Source organism: Serratia sp. KG1D (genome assembly GCF_037150675.1).
Lineage (GTDB): Bacteria > Pseudomonadota > Gammaproteobacteria > Enterobacterales > Enterobacteriaceae > Serratia > Serratia nematodiphila.
The window spans coordinates 326,459-346,521 of sequence record NZ_JBAGIH010000004.1 but is presented as its reverse complement, the minus strand read 5'-3'; the positions used below and the strand labels follow the sequence as shown (position 1 = coordinate 346,521).

Below are 20,063 nucleotides of genomic sequence, written 5' to 3'. Positions count from 1 at the left end.
CAAAAATAAGTAAGATAATTCCGAGAAAACAGCACATAAAGCGCCCAACGAAGACATCTTATAATACAATCCGCGCCAATTATGGGTTAGATAGTGTTCATTAGGCAGTGCGACTGACAGCTTTCAGCAAAACGATTGTCCCTTCAAGCGGGCCGGATTTTTCCTTGTCAGGCCACGGCCTGCGGGCAGTGGATCAGGCCGGAATGGCGGGTGAAGATGGTGAATAAGACCGCGATAGCGATGCGTTGCGCAAAAAGCCCCGAACCGGGCTTCCTTGACGCACGCCTGAATATCGGCCGCCTGCTGCTGATCGTTTTGTTGGTGCTGCTGACGTTGTCCGAGCCTGCGCACGCCGCCGCTGATCCCTATCAAAAGCGCACGCACGCCGTGACGACCGTAGTGGTAGGCATCATCAGCTACGCACGCTGGTCGCGTGAACCTAATCCGATCCGCTTGTGCGTGACCGCACCCACCCAGTATGCCGAAGGGCTGTTTGATCCGATCCTGCTGAGCGCGCCGCGTCCGATTAAAGCCGAGCGCGTGCCGTTCGATAGCCCAACGCTGAGTACCGGCTGTGATGTCATCTACTTAGGGAACATCACCGCCGCGCAGAGACAAAATTTCATGCAGCGTATTTCCGGCAACTCCATTCTCAGCATCAGCGAGAACGATAGCGAATGCTCCGCCGGCAGCGCATTTTGCCTGCAGATTGATGGGGACCAGGCCAGTTTCAAAGTCAACCTGGACGCTCTGGCGCGCAGCGGCGTGCGCGTTCACCCCAACGTGTTGCAGCTGGCACGCAAACAGGCGCCGCCGCTATGAGGCTGTTGCGTAGAAACCGCTCCGGCAATGCGCGCCCGACGCTGGGCCGAGTGCTGCAGCGGGTGCATCTTGGGCTGGCGCTGATCGCCGTCGGCACCGCCGGCATCTTTTTGACGCTGGTGGCGCTGTTTGCGCTGCGCGCCTATGCCAATCACAACCTGCACCTGATCGCGCGCTCCATCAGCTATACCGTCGAGGCCGCCGTGGTGTTTGAAGACCGCACCGCCGCGCGCGAGGCGCTGATGCTGATATCCTCCAACGAAGAGGTATCAGACGCACGGATCCTCGACAACAACGGCAAGATGCTGGCCAACTGGCGCCATCCTACCGATGGGCCGCTGCACGGCCTGGAGCAGATCGTCGCGCACTGGGCGCTGCCCGAACCCGTCATTCTGCCTATCACCCACGAGGGCAAGCAGGTCGGCCAGGTCTGGCTGAGCGGCAACGGCGGCAGCCTGCTGCGTTTCCTGTTGCGCGGCATGGTCGGCATGATCGCCTGCCTGGTGCTCAGCACCCTGTGCGCCCTGGTGCTGTCGCGCCGCATGCTGGTCGGCATCGTCAGTTCGCTGGACGACATCGCCAACGTGGCGCATGCGGTGCGCCGCGATCGCACCTTCGGCCTGCGGGTGCCGTCAGCGCCTATCGCCGAGCTGCATGAGCTCAGCAACGATTTCAACGGCTTGCTCGACGAGCTGGAGGCCTGGCAGGCCCATCTGAAGCAGGAGAACGACTCGCTGGCTCACCGGGCGACGCACGACAGCCTGACCGGCTTGCCGAACCGCGCCTTCTTCGAAGGGCGGCTGAGCCGCGCGCTGGGCGATATCGAACCGCCGGCGAAATTGGCGGTGCTGTTTATCGACGGCGATCGCTTCAAGGAGGTGAACGACAGTTACGGCCACGCCGCAGGCGATGCGGTGCTGACCACCATTGCCGGGCGCATTCGCGCGCAGCTGCGCGAGACCGATCTGGTCGCCCGCCTGGGAGGGGATGAATTCGCCGTGCTGCTGGCGCCGGTACACAGCACGGAAGATGTCTTGCAGATCGCTGACAACATCATCGACTGCATGACGCAACCGGTCATTCTGCCGAACGACGAGGCGGTCATCACCTCTCTGAGTATCGGTATTGCGCTGTACCCTGATCACGCGTCGACGCCTCAGGGTCTTTTGCACGAAGCTGACGATGCGATGTATCAGGCAAAGCATCGTTATAACGGAGGCTGGCGGCTGGCTATACATAAATAAGAGCCCCGGCTATAACACTTGAACTAGGGATTTTGACTATGATACAGCAACTTTTTAAAGGCCGTTTTTCACTGCTGACGATGATGTTCGTCGCTCTGCTGGCGCTCGCCGGCTGCCAGAGCAAACCGCAGGGCCTGACACCCGAGCAGGTCGCGCTGTTGCAATCGCAGGGCTTCAAACTGACCGATAACGGCTGGGAGTTCGGCCTGTCGGATAAGGTGCTGTTCGGCAACAACATCGGCAAACTGAACCCGGAAAGCACCGAGACGGTACAGAAGATGGGCCGTGCGCTGCTGAGCGTCGGCATCACCAAGTTCCGCCTGGACGGCCATACCGACAACTACGGTGAAGACAGCTATAACGATCAGCTCTCCCTGCGCCGCGCCGATGCGGTGGCCGATCTGCTGGCCAGCGTCGGCATTCCGCGCGCCAATATCGAAACCCGCGGCATGGGCAAGCGCGATCCCGTTGCCGATAACCGCACCTCCAGCGGCCGTGCGGAAAACCGCCGCGTCGCGATCGTCGTCACGCCATAAGCCACCAATATGCGCCTTTATCGGCGCATAAACGGTTATACTTAGCGATCGCTGAGCGATGTCTGGGATCCGAGATCGAAACGGGCTACACTCATGCCGCCAGACATCCTATAAATACTGATATAGAGAGGCTTAGAGCAACGTGGCTCAATACGTCTATACCATGCACCGCGTCGGCAAGGTGGTACCGCCGAAGCGTCATATTTTGAAAAACATCTCCCTGAGCTTCTTCCCTGGGGCCAAAATCGGCGTGCTGGGCCTGAACGGCGCCGGTAAGTCCACCCTGCTGCGCATCATGGCCGGCATCGATACCGATATCGAAGGGGAAGCGCGCCCGCAGCCGGGCATCAAGATCGGTTACCTGCCGCAGGAGCCGCAGCTTAACCTCGAACACACCGTGCGTGAGTCGGTGGAAGAAGCGCTGGCGGAAGTGGTCGGCGCGCTGAAGCGCCTGGACGAAGTGTACGCGCTGTACGCGGAAGAAGGCGCAGACTTCGACAAGCTGGCCGCCGAACAGGGTCGCCTGGAAGAGATCATTCAGGCGCACGACGGTCACAACCTCAACGCCCAGCTGGAACGCGCCGCCGATGCGCTGCGCCTGCCGGACTGGGACGCCAAAATCGCCCACCTGTCCGGCGGTGAACGCCGCCGCGTCGCGCTGTGCCGCCTGCTGCTGGAAAAGCCGGACATGCTGCTGCTGGACGAACCGACCAACCACCTGGACGCCGAGTCCGTGGCCTGGCTGGAACGCTTCCTGCACGATTTCGAAGGCACAGTGGTAGCGATCACCCACGACCGTTACTTCCTGGATAACGTGGCCGGCTGGATCCTCGAACTTGACCGCGGTGAAGGCATTCCATGGGAAGGCAACTACTCCTCCTGGCTGGAGCAGAAAGACGCGCGTCTGGCACAGGAAGCGTCCGCCGAAGCCGCTCGTCGCAAGTCGATCGAGAAAGAGCTGGAGTGGGTGCGTCAAGGCGCCAAAGGCCGTCAGTCCAAAGGCAAGGCCCGCCTGGCCCGCTTTGAAGAGCTGAACAACACCGAATATCAGAAACGTAACGAAACCAACGAGCTGTTCATTCCGCCTGGCGCACGCCTGGGCGATAAAGTGGTCGAAGTCAGCAACCTGCGTAAGTCCTATGGCGACCGCCTGTTGATCGACGACCTGTCGTTCTCGGTGCCGAAAGGCGCGATCGTCGGCATCATCGGCCCGAACGGCGCGGGTAAATCCACGCTGTTCCGCATGATGTCCGGCCAGGAGCAGCCTGATTCCGGCAGCATTGTGCTGGGCGATACCGTCAAGCTGGCGTCCGTCGATCAGTTCCGCGACAACATGGACGGTTCGAAAACCGTGTGGGAAGAAGTCTCCGGCGGGCAGGACATCATGCGCATCGGCAACACCGAGATGCCAAGCCGCGCCTATGTCGGCCGCTTCAACTTCAAGGGTGTCGATCAGGGCAAACGCGTGGGCGAGCTGTCCGGCGGTGAGCGTGGCCGTCTGCATCTGGCCAAGCTGCTGCAGGTTGGCGGCAACGTACTGCTGCTCGATGAACCGACCAACGATCTGGATATCGAAACCCTGCGCGCGCTGGAAAACGCCCTGCTGGAATTCCCTGGCTGCGCCATGGTGATCTCGCACGACCGTTGGTTCCTCGACCGTATCGCCACCCACATCCTGGACTACCAGGACGAGGGCAAGGTGGAATTCTTCGAAGGCAACTTCACCGAGTACGAAGAGTACAAGAAGCGTACGCTGGGCGCCGACGCGCTCGAGCCGCACCGCATCAAGTACAAGAAGATCGCCAAGTAATACCCAAGGCGCCGCATGCGGCGCCTTTTTTTACTCCCGCGCCAGCTCGCGGGCGTAGTCGTCGAACGCCGGATGCTGCAGCACCACATCGATGAAGCAGGCCAACGCCGCGGAATTCAGCTTGCGGCTCGGGTAGACCAGATATAGCTCATTCCCTTCTGCGCGCCACGCCGGCAGCACCTCCACCAACAGTTTCTGCGCCACCACCTCGCGGCTGAGAAACGCCGGCAGCAGCGTGATCCCCGCGCCGGCGATGGCGCATTCGCGCGCATACAGCAGATTGTCGGTGGTGTGCGCCAGCGGCAGCTGCCAACGGTAGTAGTCATCGCCGCAGCGCAGGTTCCAGGCCGTCCAGGCGCGGTGGGCGATGCAGCGATGCTGCTGCAGCTGTTGCGGATGTTCGATCGGCGGGTGCTGCGCCAAATAGGACGGTGCGGCCAACAGATAGCGCGGCGCATACCCGAGACGGCGGCCGATCAGCGAAGAGTCCTGTGGCTTGCCGGTGCGCAGCGCGGCGTCGTAACCTTCCTGCACCAGATCCACCATGGCATCGGACACCGACACCTCCAGCGAAACGTCCGGGTACTGGCGCTGAAAATCCGCTGCCAGCCGCGCCACCAGGGTCGCCCCCAGCCCGGCGGGCGTCGAGATGCGCAGGCGGCCGCTCGGGTTATCTCGCAGCCGCTGCAACGCCAGATCGGCCCGCTCGGCAGCAGACATCATGACCTGACAATGTTCCAGATAACGCTCACCGGCGAAGGTCAGGTTCAGCTGGCGCGTGGTGCGATTGAGCAGCCGTAGCCCCAGCGTCTGCTCGAGCTGGCTGATGCGCTGGCTGACGCTGGATTTCGGCAACCCAACGCGCTGCGCGGCGGCGGTAAAACTGCCGCACTCCGCCACCAGCGCGAACAACGCCATGTCCTGCAGTTGTTTGAATTCCATTGTTCACCTTAAACGAACACTCCGTTAGATATTGTCCATCTTATCACCCCACTGTCGCGGGTCTACACTGGGGGCATCATTTGAAAGGAGTACAATCATGTCGATAAAAGCCATTGCCGTAGACCCGCAGAACCCCGCCGATTTCATCGAAATCTCACCGGAGATGCCGGTTCCCGGCCAGTACGATCTGCTGGTGGAAGTGAAAGCGGCGTCGGTCAACCCGGTGGACACCAAAGTGCACGCCGGTCTGCAGAAAAACGGCCTGCAGCAGCCGCGCATTCTCGGCTGGGACGCCAGCGGCGTCGTGGTGGACGTGGGCAACGGCGTCAGCGGCTTCAAGCCCGGCGATGAAGTGTGGTACGCCGGCGACATCACCCGCCCCGGCAGCAACAGCAGCCACCAACTGATCGACTCACGCATCGCCGCGCACAAGCCGCGCAGCCTGAACTGGGCCGAGTCCGCCGCCATGCCGCTCACCGCCCTTACCGCCTGGGAGGCGCTGTTCGAACACCTGAACATTCAGGACGCGCCGGAGCACAAGACGCTGCTGATCATCGGCGGCGCCGGCGGGGTCGGCTCGCTGGCCATTCCGCTGGCCGCACTGCGCAGCAAGGTGAAAGTGATCGCCACCGCATCAAGACCGGAATCCGCCGCCTGGTGCCGTGAGCGCGGCGCCGATCTGGTGGTGGACTACCGCAATCTGAAAGGTAACCTGGCGCAGCAGGGCATCGAGCAGGTGGATTACATCCTGTGTCTGAACGATACCGACGGCCACTGGCCGGCGATGGCCGAACTGATCGCGCCGCTCGGCCATATCTGCACCATCGTCGAGAACGCGCAGCCGTTGGATCAAAACGCGTTGAAGCTGAAAAGCGCCGCGCTGCACTGGGAATTCATGTTCACCCGCAGCATGTTCACCACCCCGGACATCGCGCAGCAGGGCAAGATCCTGCAGCAGGTGGCGCAGCTGCTGGACGAGGGCAAGCTGAGCACCACACTGAGCGAAACCCTGCACGGGCTGTCGGTAGACACGCTGACCGCCGCGCATCAACAGCTGCTCGGCGGCCATATGCAAGGCAAGCTGGTTATCGCTTACTGAGCCTGAATCGCGGCGGCGCGCCGCGCCGCCGTTACTGCGGACGAACGAAGCCGACGCACAGCGTCTGCTCGTCGCTATGCGGATCGGCGCGGAACGTCAGCGTCTGCTGCCAATCGAGGCGCATCTTCGGCCAGTGGGCCAACTCGCCGCCGAAGTCGCTGCGCGCGCAGTCCTCACCCAACCGCCCGAACAGGGCAACGCCGTGCTGCGCAATCTGCGGATAGCTGATGTTGACGTTGTAGATATTCGGCCGCGTATGATTGGACCAACGCGTAATGGTTCGCGGCCGGGAACCGGCGTACACCGTCATCCACTGCGACAGGTATTCGCCGCCGACGTAGCGCAGTTCAACGCCATACCGCTCCTGCCACTGCCGCTCCACCTCGGCGCTGAACGTCTTGATACCCACCATTTTCTGGCCGGCGTTGCGCACGTTGCCCAGCATCACCGCGGCATACCCCAGGTAGACCGCCAGCGCCGCGCACATCAGACCAATGGTCGCCGCGCGCAGCGAACGCACCGGCGGCTGGCGCACGCAACCGACCAACAGCGCAGGCGCCAGCATGAAGAACGGCTGCAACCATTCGGTCAGCCGGCCGCCGACGTTGAAAGAGAACCAGAAGGTAATGATGCCGAGCGGCAACAGGTAGACCCACAGCAACACCCGCATCGGCAACGCCGATGGCCAGGCCAGCACCGCCCCGCTGCGCCGCAGGATCCCCCACAGCACCAGCGACGGATAGAACACCAGCAGCAGCGACTGCAGCATGTCGAGATTGAGCTGCATCTTGATCTGCGAATCCACCCACTTGAAGGCGGCGAAATCGTGGTTCCACAACCAGAACACGTTCGGCAACACCAGCGCCAACCAGATCGCCACCGCCAGATAGAACTGCGGCTGGCGATAACAGCGGCGGATCTGCGGTACGAACAGCGTCGACAGCGCGGCGAAATAGACGAAGGCGAAAGTCGAGTACTTCGCCATCATCGCCAAACCGGCCGTCAGCGCGAAGGCCGGCCACCAGTTGGCCGAACGCGAAATAGCCAGGTGGAAAAACAGCGCCATCCACGGCCACAGCATCACCAACAGGTAATTGTCGTTGTAGGGAATGATGTCGAAATTGATGATGCCGGACAGGTTGAGCGTCAACAGCGCCATCCAGGCCAGCGAGGTGCTGCCGCTCAGCCGGCGCGCCAACAGCCAGACGCCCAACATGCCGATGGCGATGGCGATGAAGTGCCCGCCATACCAGTACAGGTTCAGCGGCAGCCACGAGAACCCGATCGCCGGCTGCATCGCCGCCCCGACCAGCCACGGGTTTTTCGGTGAGCCCCATTCGCCGTTGAGACCCCAGTTGAGCGCCTCGACGGCGTCGTAAGGCAGGGTAGGATCGAGATGAACAGTCAGCAGCGTCCAGGCTGCGGCATAGCAGACCAACCAAAGAGCGAGCAAGCGATAAGACATGTCTTCTTCTAAGCGTTATTGTAAAGAAAAGCTTAACGTAGTCGCTGTCGAATGAACCATGTTTAAACAAGCCGTTAAATGTGCGCCAGGGCGGCCGTTTCTGCCGCGCGATCGCACATTACGCTAATTTTGCTCAGCCTGCGGCGTGATGCTGGGCGGGCGCGTTCGCCAACCGGCCGGCGTCCGCCGCCAGCAGCTGTTGCACCAGCTCGACGCAGCGCAGGAAGCGCTCCTCGTAATCGCTGGACTCAACGTGCACATACTCGATATTGTTGGCGCGCAGCATCTCCTCCAGCAGGCGCTGGAACGCCAGCCGATCGGCGGTACTGCCCAGGCTGCGCAGGCCGTCCGCCACCCACGGCGTGTTGTTTTCCAGCAGGATCACCAGATCGAAACGGTATTCGTCGATCAGCGCCTGCACGAAGGGGTGTTCACGCCCCTCATACTTTTTGCAAAACGCCTGGGTGGTGACGAAATCGGTATCGATAAATGCCACCTTGTTGGCGTACTTGACCGCGAAATCCACGTATTGCGCCTGCCCGAGGGCAATTTTGTCGTAGTCGGAGTACTGCAGCGCCATCTCGTCGCCGCCCAGGTGCGAGAACACGTAATCGCGGCCATATTCCCAGGCGCTGGTGGTGTTGAAGATGTTGGCCAGCTTGTTGACCAGCGTCGATTTGCCGCTCGACTCGCCGCCGAGGATCGCCACGGTGCGCACGAAGAACGGCTTCACCTCGGTCGGGATGTAATCCCAGTAGCGGAACGGATCCTGGCGGATCTGATTGCCGCTGATGTTCATGAACGAACGCTCGGGGTCGACCAGAATGGTTTCGATGCCCAGATGCTCGCGGTAACGCGGCGCATCCTGCGCTTCGCTGGAATAGATAAAGCTCGGCACGATGCCTTTCTGTTCCATAAAGGCCTTCATGCCGTCGCTCCACACGTTCCAGCCGTGCGGGTAGGGCTCGATGCCCTGCTCGTCGAACGAGTGGATATGGATGTTTTTCTGGTACTTGAAGGTCTGCAGCAGCCAGCGCAGGCGATCGCTGACCGTCGGCTGTTGCGACATCGAACTGTTCTCGAACAGTTCGCGGTCGCGCGGCTCGTCGTGGCACAAAATGACGTGCAGCTCATCCACCTGGCTGCAGGCGCGCTGGATCAGGTAGATGTGGCCGGTGTGCAGCGGGTAAAATTTACCAAACACCACGCCGACTTTAACCTCTTTACGCGGGAACTCCAGCCCGAGAAAACGGTGCAGCGCTTCCAGCTTTTGCGCGCTCGGGCTTTTGATCTTGTCGTTCAACAGCTGGCTCAGATAGCCCTTGGTCATGCCGCTGGCATCCGCCACCTGCTGCAACGTGCAGCCTTTTTGCTTGATGGACGTCTTCAGGTAATCAAATTGCGGCATGGCCACCTCCGTTTAGTATGCTAAACAAAATAGCATATCTTGCTCGCCGTCGGCGACATTAATAAAACTCTTCCAGCACGTCCAGCGCGTCCGCCAGCTTCTTGACCCCGAACACCTGCATGTTGGCCGGCGGCTTTTTCGGCATATTGCCGTGCGGCACGATGGCGCGCTTGAAGCCGTGCTTGGCCGCTTCGGAGATCCGCTCCTGGCCGCTCGGCACCGGGCGAATTTCCCCCGCCAGCCCCACTTCGCCGAACACCACCAGATCGTTCGGCAGCGGCCGATCGCGCAGGCTCGAGACCAGCGACATCAGCAACGCCAGATCGGCGCTGGTCTCACTGACTTTCACCCCGCCGACCACGTTGACGAACACGTCCTGATCCGACATCTGCAGCCCGCCGTGCCGGTGCAGCACCGCCAGCAGGATCGCCAACCGGTTCTGCTCCAGGCCCACCGCCACGCGGCGCGGGTTGGACATCATCGAGTGATCCACCAGCGCCTGGATCTCCACCAGCAGCGGACGGGTGCCTTCCCACACCACCATCACCGAGCTGCCGGAAGTGACTTCATCGCCGCGGCTGAGGAAGATCGCCGACGGGTTGCTGACTTCGCGCAGCCCCTGTTCGGTCATGGCGAACACCCCCAGCTCGTTGACCGCGCCGAAGCGGTTCTTGTGGCTGCGCAGGGTACGGAAGCGGGAATCGGCGTCGCCGTCCAGCAGCACCGAACAGTCGATACAGTGTTCCAGCACTTTTGGCCCGGCCAGCGAGCCGTCTTTGGTGACGTGGCCGACCATCACGATCGCCACGCCGCGCGTCTTGGCGAAGCGCGTCAGGTAGGCGGCGGTTTCCCGCACCTGCGCCACGCTGCCCGGCGAAGACTGAATGTCCGCCATGTGCATCACCTGAATCGAGTCGATCACCATCAGCTTCGGCTGTTCCTGCTCGGCGATCAGGCAGATCTGCTCGATGCTGGTTTCCGACAGCATGTTCAGGCCGCCGGTCGGCAGCCCCAGACGGTGAGCGCGCATCGCCACCTGCTGCAGCGACTCCTCACCGGTGACGTACAGGGTTTTCATCTGTTCAGACAGCTTGCACAACACCTGCAGCAACAGGGTGCTCTTGCCGGCGCCGGGGTTGCCGCCGATCAGAATCGCGCTGCCGGGCACCACGCCGCCGCCCAGCACGCGGTCGAACTCGAGAAAGCCGGTAGTGAAGCGCGGCAGCGCCTCCAGGCTGATTTCCGACAGTTTCTGCACCTTGCTGACGCCGGCGTCGCCGGCATAGCCGCTGAGGCGATCGTTGCGCGCCGCGGCGGGCGACGCGGCCAAACGCACTTCCGTGATGGTGTTCCAGGCATGACAGGCGCTGCACTGCCCCTGCCAACGCGGATAGTCCGCCCCGCACTCATTGCACACAAATGCCCGTTTTGCCGCTTTTGCCACGTCTTACCTCAATCTTTCGTTATCGCACTTCGTGTTTCAGGCTGCCGGTGAGAATACACAGCACGCCCATCAAATCCGCATGCCGGATCGATACCTGCGCTTTTTCATACACTTTCGGCTTGGCGTGGTAGGCGATGCCCAACCCCGCCGCCTGCATCATTTTCAAATCGTTGGCGCCGTCGCCGATAGCCACGGTTTGCGCCAGCGGGATCTCCAGCTTCTCCGCCAGCCGCAGCAGCGTGTCGGCTTTAAACTGCGCGTCCACCACCGGCCCCAGCACTTCGCCGGTCAGCTTGCCGTCGCGGATCTCCAGCTCATTGGCCGCCGCCGCCACCAGCCGCAGCCGGTTGCGCAGGTATTCGGCGTAGTAGGTGAAGCCGCCGGAGGCGATCGCCACATGCCAGCCCATCGCCTGCAGCTTGCCCACCAGGCTGGTCAGCCCCGGCATCAACGGCAGCTCGTCGCGCACCTGCTTGAGGATGTTGGCGTCGGCTCCTTTCAGCGTGCCGACGCGCTGGCGCAGGCTGGCGGTAAAGTCCAGCTCGCCGCGCATCGCGCGTTCGGTGACTTCCGCCACCTGTTCGCCGACGCCCGCCAATTTGGCGATCTCATCGATGCATTCGATCTCGATCGCCGTTGAATCCATGTCCATCACCAGCAGCCCCGGCGTGCGCAGGTGCGGGATCTTGCCGAGCGGCGCCACGTCAAGCCCGCTCTCCGCCGCCAACAGCTTGGCGCGCGGCGTCAAGGTGCCCGCCAGGCGCACCACCTGATAGTCGTCCACGCCCCAGGCGGTGACGATCACCATCGCCGCGCCCAGCTTGCGTTGGAATTGGGTAATGCGCGCCTTGTCCAGCTTCCTGCCGTATAACAGCCACCCGGTATTGCCCGCCCGGTAGTCCAGCGGCATCACTTCGTCGCCGCTGAGCGAAAGGGGAAGACCCGGCCATTGAGAGATCTCCGCCGGAAGATCGCAATAGGTCAGACTGTTTGACATCATTGACTCCTGAATGGACAAAAACGCTGCATGATAAAACGACGCATCAAGCTATCCTATCGCCAGCGGTTCTGGCAACATAAAGTGTCCCCGATGCCCAAGGAACCTGCATGGCTCGCGCTAAACTGAAATTTCGCCTGCACCGCACCGCTATTATCCTGATTTGCCTGGCTTTGCTGGTGCTACTGATGCAGGGCGCCTCTTATTTTAGCCTGAGTCACCAAATGGCGCGATCCGAGCAGGTGGAAGAGCTGGCGCAGACGCTGACCAAACAGGTCGCCTACAGCCTGGCGCCGCTGCTGGACGACGACGGCAACAACCCGCGCATCGACGCCATCCTCAAGCAGCTCACCGATCACAGCCGCATTCTCGACGTCAGCGTGTATCAGTTGGACGGCACGCTGGTCTCCCACGCCGGGGAGCAGATAAGTATACGCGATCGCCTGTCGCTCGACGGCAAACGCGCCGGCAGCTACTTCAACCACCAGTTGGTCGAATCCATTCAGGGCAAAGACGGCCCGATCGGCTTTATCCGCATCACCCTCGACACCCACGTGCTGGCGACCGAATCCAAACAGGTGGACAACACCACCAACCTGCTGCGCCTGATGATCCTGCTGGCGCTGGCGATCGGCATCATTCTGGCGCGCACCCTGCTGCAGCACCGCCGCAGCCGCTGGCAGCAGTCGCCGTACCTGTTGACCGCCAACACGCCACTGGAAGAAGGCAATACGGTGGAAGACGACGAGGATGCGCCGGAGACAAAGCAGGAAGCGCCGAAGAAGGAGTAACTCAGGCCAGGCGTTGAATGCGTTCGTGCAGCTTCTGCAGTTGCGCCAGCATTTGCTCGGCAATCGCGCGGAAGGCTTCGCTGATGTCGTCATGTTGCGCCGTGCGCCGCCAGAACTCGAGAGCCAATAGCTCCGCTTGCCGCCAGACGGCGCCGCTCACCTCATTGCTCAAACGGATCTCCACCGCGTCATGGCGCAGATTGCCGCTGCTTGCCGGGGCAAAAGCCATCGGCAGCATATCGTACAAAGGCGCCAACATGACCGGCCGCTGCGTTGGCCGCAAGAACGACAGATTACCCTGGTGCATATCGCTATTGGCGATCAAGCGGCCAAAGGCCCAATACAGGGCAATCCGTTGGCAGGCAGAGCGATCGATCGCGCCTTGCTGCAATAACCGATTAGCCGCCACAACCCAGTTGGCATGGCCGCTGCCGCTGAACTCGGCATCCAGCGCCTCCAGTGACACCATCGCCACCCGCCCTTCTTCGCCGATGCGATCAAAGCGCTCTACCTCTAAAAAGCATTGTCGATCGGCGCCAAACAGGATTTGCGCCGTTGCGGCAGGCAATCCCGCAGCGGCGACCGTCTGCAACGCCAGCGACTCGGCGATCAGCAAATCGCTCCAGCGCTGTGCAATGGCATGCGTCGGCGCCAGACTGAACTTCACCAAAACATGCGCACGATGCCCAGGCGTCAGCTCAGCATAGGCGACAAATTTGGGTTGTTCGCCACCGGCGGAGGAACCCACCAGTTCCCCGGCCAGCGCCTGGACAGACAATGCGGCGTAACGCTCGGTTTTATCTTCCGCCGCGATAGCGACGGCAGTCTCCCGCATCAACCAACGCTGATAGCTGTCGGCGCCAGGCAGCAAATCGCCGGTCATGTCTTCGCCATAACGGCAGAGCGCCAACAGACGTTGGCCCTCATCCCATCGCCGCACATCCTCCGGCAAATTCAACTCGTGGGCCGCCGCTTTGCCCCAGGCTCGCCCAAGAAAGCCAATCGGCCTCAGGTCATTCAGATACCATGGCAGGCCGTCATAGAGCTGCCACTCTCCGCTGCGCTCATCGCACACCGCACAGTTATCGGCAGGATACAGCGGGCAAAGCGTGGCAAACAGGTGCGCCTTACCCCGTTCATCAACCCGATACAGCGGAAACTGCCTCTCACCGCCGATCCCGCGCCGCAATACATAGCGCGTCGCCTTACCTTTACCGAGGATCACTACGGCGCCCGCCAGTTCGCGGATACGGCGCGATAGCGTCGGCTGGCTGATGCCCAACGCTTCTGTCAGTTGACGAGCCGTGGCCGGCCCATGACGCAAAACTTGTTCAACGGTGAGCATCGGATGAATAGATTGGTGAATAGATTGATAGAGGAAGTAATAGCGTTAAATGGCAGGAAGGTAAAGCGTTAGCCAAAAACGGCCGTGCGGAGTGAATAGATTGACGGGCGGGCGCCATGACGACGCCCGCCGCGGTATTACGCTTTGTCGCCCAGCAGCACGGATTCCAGCGCGATAACGATCATTTCGTTAAAGGTGGTCTGGCGTTCCGCCGCCGTGGTCGCTTCGTGACGCAGGATGTGGTCGGACACGGTGCAGATGGTCAGCGCTTTACAGCCGAACTCTTCGTACAGCTCCGCCGCCACGCCGTAGATGCCGGCCGCTTCCATTTCCACGCCCAGGATGCCGTACTTCTTCATCACCTGGAACATGTCCGGATCCGGGGTGTAGAACAGATCGGCGGAGAAGATGTTGCCCACGCGCGCCGGGATGCCCTGCGCCGCCGCGGCGTCGACCGCGTTGCGCACCATGTCGAAGTCGGCGATCGCCGCGTAGTCGTTGTCCTTGAAGCGCAGACGGTTCACCTTGGAGTCGGTGCACGCGCCCATGCCGATCACCACGTCGCGCAGTTTGATATCGTCACGCACCGCGCCGCAGGAACCCACGCGAATGATCTTCTTCACGCCGAACTCGGCGATCAGCTCGCGCGCATAGATCGAGCAGGACGGGATGCCCATGCCGTGGCCCATTACGGAGATGCGGCGGCCTTTGTAGGTGCCGGTGAAGCCCAACATGCCGCGCACGTTGTTCACTTCCACCGCGCCTTCCAGGAAGGTTTCGGCGATGTATTTTGCGCGCAGCGGATCGCCCGGCATCAGTACTACGTCAGCGAAATCACCCATCTCAGCATTAATGTGCGGCGTAGCCATAATTCTCTTCCTTTAAATCGTATTAAATAGCGTTAAACGTATAAGCCGTGGTATGTCAGACGGCGGCCAACTGCGCCACCGCCTTAAACTCACGAATTAAAACAGGGTCTTACCATAATCCATCGGCGACAGGCCAAAATAATTGGCGACGGTCTGGCCGATGTCGGCGAAGGTCTCGCGGTGGCCCAGCGAGCCCGGTTTCACTTTCGGGCCGTAGACCAGCACCGGGATGTGCTCACGGGTGTGATCGGTGCCCGGCCAGGTCGGGTCGCAGCCGTGGTCGGCGGTGAAGATGATGATGTCTTCGTCTTTCACCAGCTTCAGCAGCTCCGGCAGGCGGCGGTCGAACAGCTCCAGCGCGGCGGCGTAGCCCGCCACGTCGCGGCGGTGGCCGTAAGAGGAGTCGAAGTCCACGAAGTTGGTGAACACGATGGTGTTGTCGCCGGCCTTTTCCATTTCAATCAGGGTCGCGTCGAACAGCGCGTCGATGCCGGTTGCCTTCACCTTCTTGGTGATGCCGACGTTGGCATAGATGTCGGCGATTTTACCGATCGACACCACTTCGCCGCCCTTCTCGTCCACCAGCTTTTTCAGCACGGTCGGCGCCGGCGGCTCTACCGCCAGATCGTGGCGGTTGCCGGTGCGCTGGAAGTGGCCCGGCTTGTCGCCGACGAACGGACGCGCGATCACGCGGCCGATGTTGTAACCGCCTTCGGTTAGCTCTTCACGCGCGATTTCGCACAGCTCGTACAGGCGATCCAGGCCGAAGGTTTCTTCATGGCAGGCGATCTGGAACACCGAGTCGGCGGAGGTGTAGAAAATCGGCTTGCCGGTTTTCATGTGCTCTTCGCCCAGTTGATCGAGGATCACGGTGCCGGATGAGTGACAGTTGCCCAGGTAGCCCGGCAGGTTGGCGCGCTCCACCAGCTTATCCAGCAGCGCCTGCGGGAAGCTGTTGTGCTCGTCCTTGAAGTAGCCCCAGTCGAACAGTACCGGCACGCCGGCGATTTCCCAGTGGCCCGACGGCGTGTCTTTACCGGAAGAGAGCTCGCTGGCGTATGCATAAGCGCCGATGATATCGGCATTGCGATCCAGCCCCTGCGGGAAGTTGCCGGTGGACTCTTCCGCCGCTTTGCCGAGCCCCAGGCGGCTCAGGTTAGGCAGCGTCAGCGGGCCCTGGCGGCCCACATTGGCTTCACCGCGCGCGCAAACTTCGGCGATGTGGCCCAGAGTGTCGGAACCCTGGTCGCCAAAACGTTCGGCGTCTTCGCTGGCACCGATGCCGAAGGAGTCCAATACCATAATAAATGTGCGTTTCATCTGTGCTCTCCTGCGTGTTCTCACGCTTTGGACGGCCGCGAAAAAGCCGCGGCCGTTCCTGATTCTTGGGTTATTCCGTGACGCGCTTATACACCACCGGCGTCGCCTCCGGCGCCTTGTCGCTCAGCGTCATTGCGCTACGCACCGCATCGGCCGCCTGCTGCCAGCTCTCTTCATCGTTGGCGTGGATCATCGCCAGCGGCTGCTGGGCATCCACCTTATCACCCAGGCGCGCCACCTCGGTCAGACCGACGCTGTAATCGATGGCGTCGCTCGCCCGGCGGCGGCCGCCGCCCAACGAAACCACCGCCATGCCCAGCGCGCGGGTATCCATGGCGCTGATGATGCCCGGATTTTCAGCATACACCGGCTTGCTCAGCGTTGCCGCCGGCAGATAGCTATCATAACGTTCGACGAAGTCTATCGGCCCTTGCTGCGCCGCCACCATGCGGCCAAACACTTCCGCCGCCTTGCCGTTGTCCAGTACCGCCTGCAGTTTGGCGCGCGCATCGGCCTCGTCATTCGCCAGGCCGCCGGACAGCAGCATCTCCACGCACAGCGCCAGCGTCACTTCCAGCAGGCGCGGGTTGCGGTATTCACCGGTCAGGAAACGCACCGCTTCGCGCACTTCCACCGCATTGCCGGCGCTGGAGGCCAGCACCTGGTTCATGTCGGTCAGCAGTGCAGTGGTCTTGCAGCCCGCGCCGTTGGCCACGCCGACGATCGCCTGCGCCAAATCTTGCGACAGGGCATAGGTCGGCATAAAGGCGCCGGAACCGACCTTCACGTCCATCACCAGCGCATCCAACCCTTCCGCCAGTTTCTTGGCCAGAATGGAGGCAGTGATCAGCGGGATAGAATCCACGGTGGCGGTGATGTCGCGGGTGGCGTAAAAACGTTTGTCCGCCGGCGCCAGCGAGCTGGTCTGGCCGATGATCGCCACGCCGACGTCCTGAATAATTTTGCGGAAGGCGTTATCGTCCGGGAAAATATTGAAGCCCGGAATGGCTTCCAGCTTGTCCAGCGTGCCGCCGGTATGCCCCAGGCCGCGGCCGGAGATCATCGGCACATAGCCGCCGCAGGCCGCCACCATCGGGCCGAGCATCAGCGAGGTCACGTCGCCCACGCCGCCGGTCGAATGCTTGTCGACGATCGGGCCGTTCAGCGCCAAACTCTTCCAGTCCAGCACGGTGCCGGAATCGCGCATCGCCATGGTGAGCGCCACGCGCTCCGGCATGCTCATGTCATGGAAATAAATGGTCATCGCCAGCGCGGCGATCTGCCCTTCCGACACCACATTGTCGCGAATACCGTTGATGAAAAAGCGGATTTCCGCTTCGCTTAACGGCTGGCCGTCGCGTTTCTTACGAATAATTTCTTGAGCCAGGAACAAGGCATCCCCCTGTGTCGCCGAGAGTCGGTGCAGACGGGCGCGCCTGGCGCCCGCCAACGAAATCGATCAGTAGCCGCCGCCGGCGGTCTGGGTCTGGTGGCCCAGCGCGGTCAGCAAGCTGGCCAGCAGGCTGGAAGCGCCAAAGCGGAAATGCCGCGCATCGGCCCACCCCTCGCCCAGAATACGATCGGCAAGTTGCAGATAATGCAGCGCGTCTTCCGCGGTGCGCACGCCGCCGGCCGGCTTGAAGCCCACCGTCTTTGCCACGCCCAGATCGCGGATCACCGACATCATCAGCTCGGCGCTCTCCAGGGTGGCGTTGACAGGCACCTTGCCGGTGGAGGTCTTGATAAAGTCAGCCCCGGCCTTGATGGCGATCTCGGACGCCTTGCGGATCAAATCGGCCTGTTTCAGCTCACCGGTTTCGATGATCACTTTCAGCAGCACGTTGGCCGCCTGGCAAGCCTGCTTGCACTGTTTCACCAGCTCGAAGCCGACCTGTTCGTTGCCGGCGATCAGCGCACGGTATGGGAACACCACGTCCACTTCATCCGCGCCATAGGCGATCGCCGCGCGGGTTTCCGCCAGCGCGATGTCGATATCGTCATTGCCATGCGGGAAGTTGGTCACGGTGGCGATGCGGATGTCCGGCGTGCCTTGCTCGCGCAGCGCCTTACGCGCCACCGGGATAAAACGCGGGTAGATGCAGATGGCCGCCGTGTGGCCGGCCGGGCTGTTGGCCTGACGACAGAGCGCGATCACTTTCTCGTCGGTGTCATCATCATTCAGCGTGGTTAAATCCATCAGGTTCAGCGCACGTTGCGCTGCTGCGGTTAATTCGGTCATAAAACTCTCCAACTGAGTACCTGGGTGTTGGCGAGCGGACTTGGTTCCATGAAGATAGCGCTGGGGAACGGCGTTCCCGCGGCGGCAACTGAGATCCTTCTCACCGCACATGGCCACCCGCCTTGCGGCCGGCCAGTAATAGCTATTTGAACACGAATGCCGGAGGCGATTCGCGTTCATCGTCACACTATATGAAATAGCACTGTAACAGACCGGAATTATATGTGAAGAGCATCACAAAATAACGCGATATCGTTCACAAATTCGCTAAAGAAGCGGCTGAAGATCGCGGGTGCGGCAAACACCCGCGTTGCTTAGAGTATAGGCGGAGTCCCGCGATCGGTCGCGCCGTCGCGGGCTCCGTGATGACTTACAGCGCCAGGAAGAAGCCGGCGATGGTGGCACTCATCAGGTTGGACAGCGTGCCGGCCGCCACGGCCTTCAGACCGAAGCGCGCGATGTCGTGGCGACGGTTGGGCGCCATGCTGCCCAGACCGCCCAGCAAGATCGCCACCGAGGAGAGGTTGGCGAAGCCGCACAGCGCAAAGGAGATGATCGCCTTGGTGTGCGCCGACAGCACCTGCAGGCCTTCCGCCGCCACTACGTCATCCGGGCGCAGATAGGCGCCGAAGTTCATGTAGGCGACGAATTCGTTGACGATGATCTTCTGGCCGATGAACGAACCGGCGGTCATCGCCTCGCTCCACGGCACGCCGATCAGGAAAGCGATCGGCGAGAACACCCAGCCGAGGATCAGTTCAAGCGACAGCTGCGGATAATCGAACCAGCCGCCGATACCGCCGAGAATACCGTTAAGCAAAGCGATCAGCGCGATAAACGCCAGCAGCATCGCACCGACGTTCAGCGCCAGCTGCATGCCGGAAGCCGCGCCGGAAGCCGCCGCATCGATCACGTTGGCCGGACGATCCTCTTCGGCGATCAGCTTCATCGCATCGTCTTTATCGTGGGTCTGCTCGGTTTCCGGCACCATCAGCTTGGCGAACAGCAGCCCGCCCGGCGCGGCCATGAAGGACGCGGCGATCAGATATTCCAGCGGCACGCCCATCTGCGCGTACCCCGCCAACACCGAACCGGCTACCGAGGCCAGGCCGCCGCACATCACGGCGAACAGTTCTGACTGGCTCATGGTGGCGATATAGGGGCGTACCACCAGCGGCGCTTCGGTCTGGCCAACGAAAATGTTGGCGGTCGCCGACAGCGATTCGGTGCGCGAGGTGCCCAGCAGCTTGTGCAGGCCGCCGCCCAACACGCGGATCACCAACTGCATGATGCCGAGGTAGTACAGCACCGCAATCAGCGAGGAGAAGAACACGATCACCGGCAGGACGCGCAGCGCGAATACGAAGCCGCCGCCGCCGAACACCTCGAACATCTTGTCGGACACCAGCCCGCCGAAGATGAACGAAATGCCCTGATTGCCGTAGGCGATAACGTTTGCCACGCCGTTAGACATACTGCCGAGAATGCTGCGGCCCAGCGGCACGTACAGCACCAGCGCGCCGATGCCGACCTGAATGATGAACGCCCACACCACGGTGCGCAATTTGATGGCCCGACGGTTGCTGGAGAGCAGCACCGCAATGGCGATCAGCACCGCCATACCGACCAGACTCATGATGAGTTGCATGCAAAGTTTCCCTGTTGCAAAAAATAAAATACATCCCTGCTCATGAAGAGAGGTCTGCTATTGGATAGTTTCGGGGGGATTATA

17 protein-coding genes are annotated in these 20,063 nt (G+C 61.6%); 6 read left to right on the top strand and 11 right to left on the bottom strand.

Annotated features, from left to right (window positions below):
* Positions 1-216: 216 nt before the first annotated feature.
* From WFM45_RS19760 to ettA, 4 genes are all read left to right on the top strand, one after another.
* Positions 217-822, top strand: a complete 606-nt coding sequence (locus WFM45_RS19760) for a YfiR family protein (protein WP_015376603.1) — start codon at positions 217-219, stop codon at positions 820-822.
* Entirely contained in the window at positions 819-2,066 is a 1,248-nt protein-coding gene (locus WFM45_RS19755) for a diguanylate cyclase domain-containing protein (protein ID WP_033631750.1), read from the top strand. Before WFM45_RS19760 ends, WFM45_RS19755 begins: the two co-directional genes overlap by 4 nt.
* A 38-nt stretch (positions 2,067-2,104) precedes the next feature.
* Positions 2,105-2,602 carry an OmpA family protein gene (locus WFM45_RS19750; RefSeq protein ID WP_015376601.1) on the top strand — a complete coding sequence of 166 codons (498 nt, stop codon included), beginning with the start codon at positions 2,105-2,107 and terminating at the stop codon, positions 2,600-2,602.
* A 142-nt stretch (positions 2,603-2,744) separates the two neighbouring features.
* On the top strand, positions 2,745-4,412 hold the full coding sequence (gene ettA / locus WFM45_RS19745; RefSeq protein WP_015376600.1) for an energy-dependent translational throttle protein EttA: 1,668 nt from the start codon (positions 2,745-2,747) through the stop codon (positions 4,410-4,412).
* A 30-nt stretch (positions 4,413-4,442) separates the two neighbouring features.
* On the opposite strand, the gene WFM45_RS19740 is transcribed toward ettA, so the two are convergent.
* Complete coding sequence (locus WFM45_RS19740) at positions 4,443-5,354, bottom strand: LysR family transcriptional regulator (protein ID WP_048326088.1); 912 nt, start codon at positions 5,352-5,354, stop codon at positions 4,443-4,445.
* Positions 5,355-5,451: 97 nt separating this feature from the next.
* Here WFM45_RS19740 and WFM45_RS19735 point away from each other — a divergent pair, with 97 nt between their 5' ends.
* Positions 5,452-6,453 (top strand): zinc-binding alcohol dehydrogenase family protein, encoded by a 1,002-nt coding sequence (locus WFM45_RS19735; RefSeq protein WP_311265688.1) that lies wholly within the window; start codon positions 5,452-5,454, stop codon positions 6,451-6,453.
* A gap of 31 nt (positions 6,454-6,484) precedes the next feature.
* Here the strand turns inward: WFM45_RS19735 and WFM45_RS19730 are convergent, their stop codons facing one another.
* From WFM45_RS19730 to serB, 4 genes are all read right to left on the bottom strand, one after another.
* Positions 6,485-7,918 carry a glycosyltransferase family 39 protein gene (locus WFM45_RS19730; RefSeq protein ID WP_033631746.1) on the bottom strand — a complete coding sequence of 478 codons (1,434 nt, stop codon included), beginning with the start codon at positions 7,916-7,918 and terminating at the stop codon, positions 6,485-6,487.
* A gap of 133 nt (positions 7,919-8,051) precedes the next feature.
* Positions 8,052-9,326 carry a multifunctional transcriptional regulator/nicotinamide-nucleotide adenylyltransferase/ribosylnicotinamide kinase NadR gene (nadR, locus tag WFM45_RS19725; protein WP_015376596.1) on the bottom strand — a complete coding sequence of 425 codons (1,275 nt, stop codon included), beginning with the start codon at positions 9,324-9,326 and terminating at the stop codon, positions 8,052-8,054.
* Positions 9,327-9,384: 58 nt separating this feature from the next.
* A complete protein-coding gene (gene radA, locus WFM45_RS19720; protein WP_025159617.1) occupies positions 9,385-10,770 on the bottom strand; it encodes a DNA repair protein RadA in 1,386 nt (461 codons plus the stop codon).
* Positions 10,771-10,789: 19 nt separating this feature from the next.
* On the bottom strand, positions 10,790-11,767 hold the full coding sequence (serB, locus tag WFM45_RS19715; protein WP_004933052.1) for a phosphoserine phosphatase: 978 nt from the start codon (positions 11,765-11,767) through the stop codon (positions 10,790-10,792).
* Between the two features lie 110 nt (positions 11,768-11,877).
* Here serB and WFM45_RS19710 point away from each other — a divergent pair, with 110 nt between their 5' ends.
* Positions 11,878-12,558, top strand: a complete 681-nt coding sequence (locus tag WFM45_RS19710; protein WP_033631744.1) for a YtjB family periplasmic protein — start codon at positions 11,878-11,880, stop codon at positions 12,556-12,558.
* 1 nt (position 12,559) lies between these two features.
* On the opposite strand, the gene yjjJ is transcribed toward WFM45_RS19710, so the two are convergent.
* From yjjJ to WFM45_RS19680, 6 genes are all read right to left on the bottom strand, one after another.
* Positions 12,560-13,903 carry a type II toxin-antitoxin system HipA family toxin YjjJ gene (gene yjjJ / locus WFM45_RS19705; RefSeq protein ID WP_085337461.1) on the bottom strand — a complete coding sequence of 448 codons (1,344 nt, stop codon included), beginning with the start codon at positions 13,901-13,903 and terminating at the stop codon, positions 12,560-12,562.
* Positions 13,904-14,040: 137 nt separating this feature from the next.
* Complete coding sequence (gene deoD / locus WFM45_RS19700; RefSeq protein WP_004933059.1) at positions 14,041-14,772, bottom strand: purine-nucleoside phosphorylase; 732 nt, start codon at positions 14,770-14,772, stop codon at positions 14,041-14,043.
* Positions 14,773-14,868: 96 nt separating this feature from the next.
* A complete protein-coding gene (gene deoB / locus WFM45_RS19695) occupies positions 14,869-16,092 on the bottom strand; it encodes a phosphopentomutase (protein WP_004933063.1) in 1,224 nt (407 codons plus the stop codon).
* A gap of 70 nt (positions 16,093-16,162) precedes the next feature.
* On the bottom strand, positions 16,163-17,485 hold the full coding sequence (gene deoA / locus WFM45_RS19690) for a thymidine phosphorylase (RefSeq protein ID WP_004933068.1): 1,323 nt from the start codon (positions 17,483-17,485) through the stop codon (positions 16,163-16,165).
* 66 nt (positions 17,486-17,551) lie between these two features.
* Entirely contained in the window at positions 17,552-18,331 is a 780-nt protein-coding gene (deoC, locus tag WFM45_RS19685) for a deoxyribose-phosphate aldolase (RefSeq protein ID WP_004933072.1), read from the bottom strand.
* Positions 18,332-18,701: 370 nt separating this feature from the next.
* Positions 18,702-19,979, bottom strand: coding sequence for a NupC/NupG family nucleoside CNT transporter (locus tag WFM45_RS19680; protein WP_019454990.1), 1,278 nt, complete (start codon positions 19,977-19,979; stop codon positions 18,702-18,704).
* Positions 19,980-20,063: the final 84 nt, after the last annotated feature.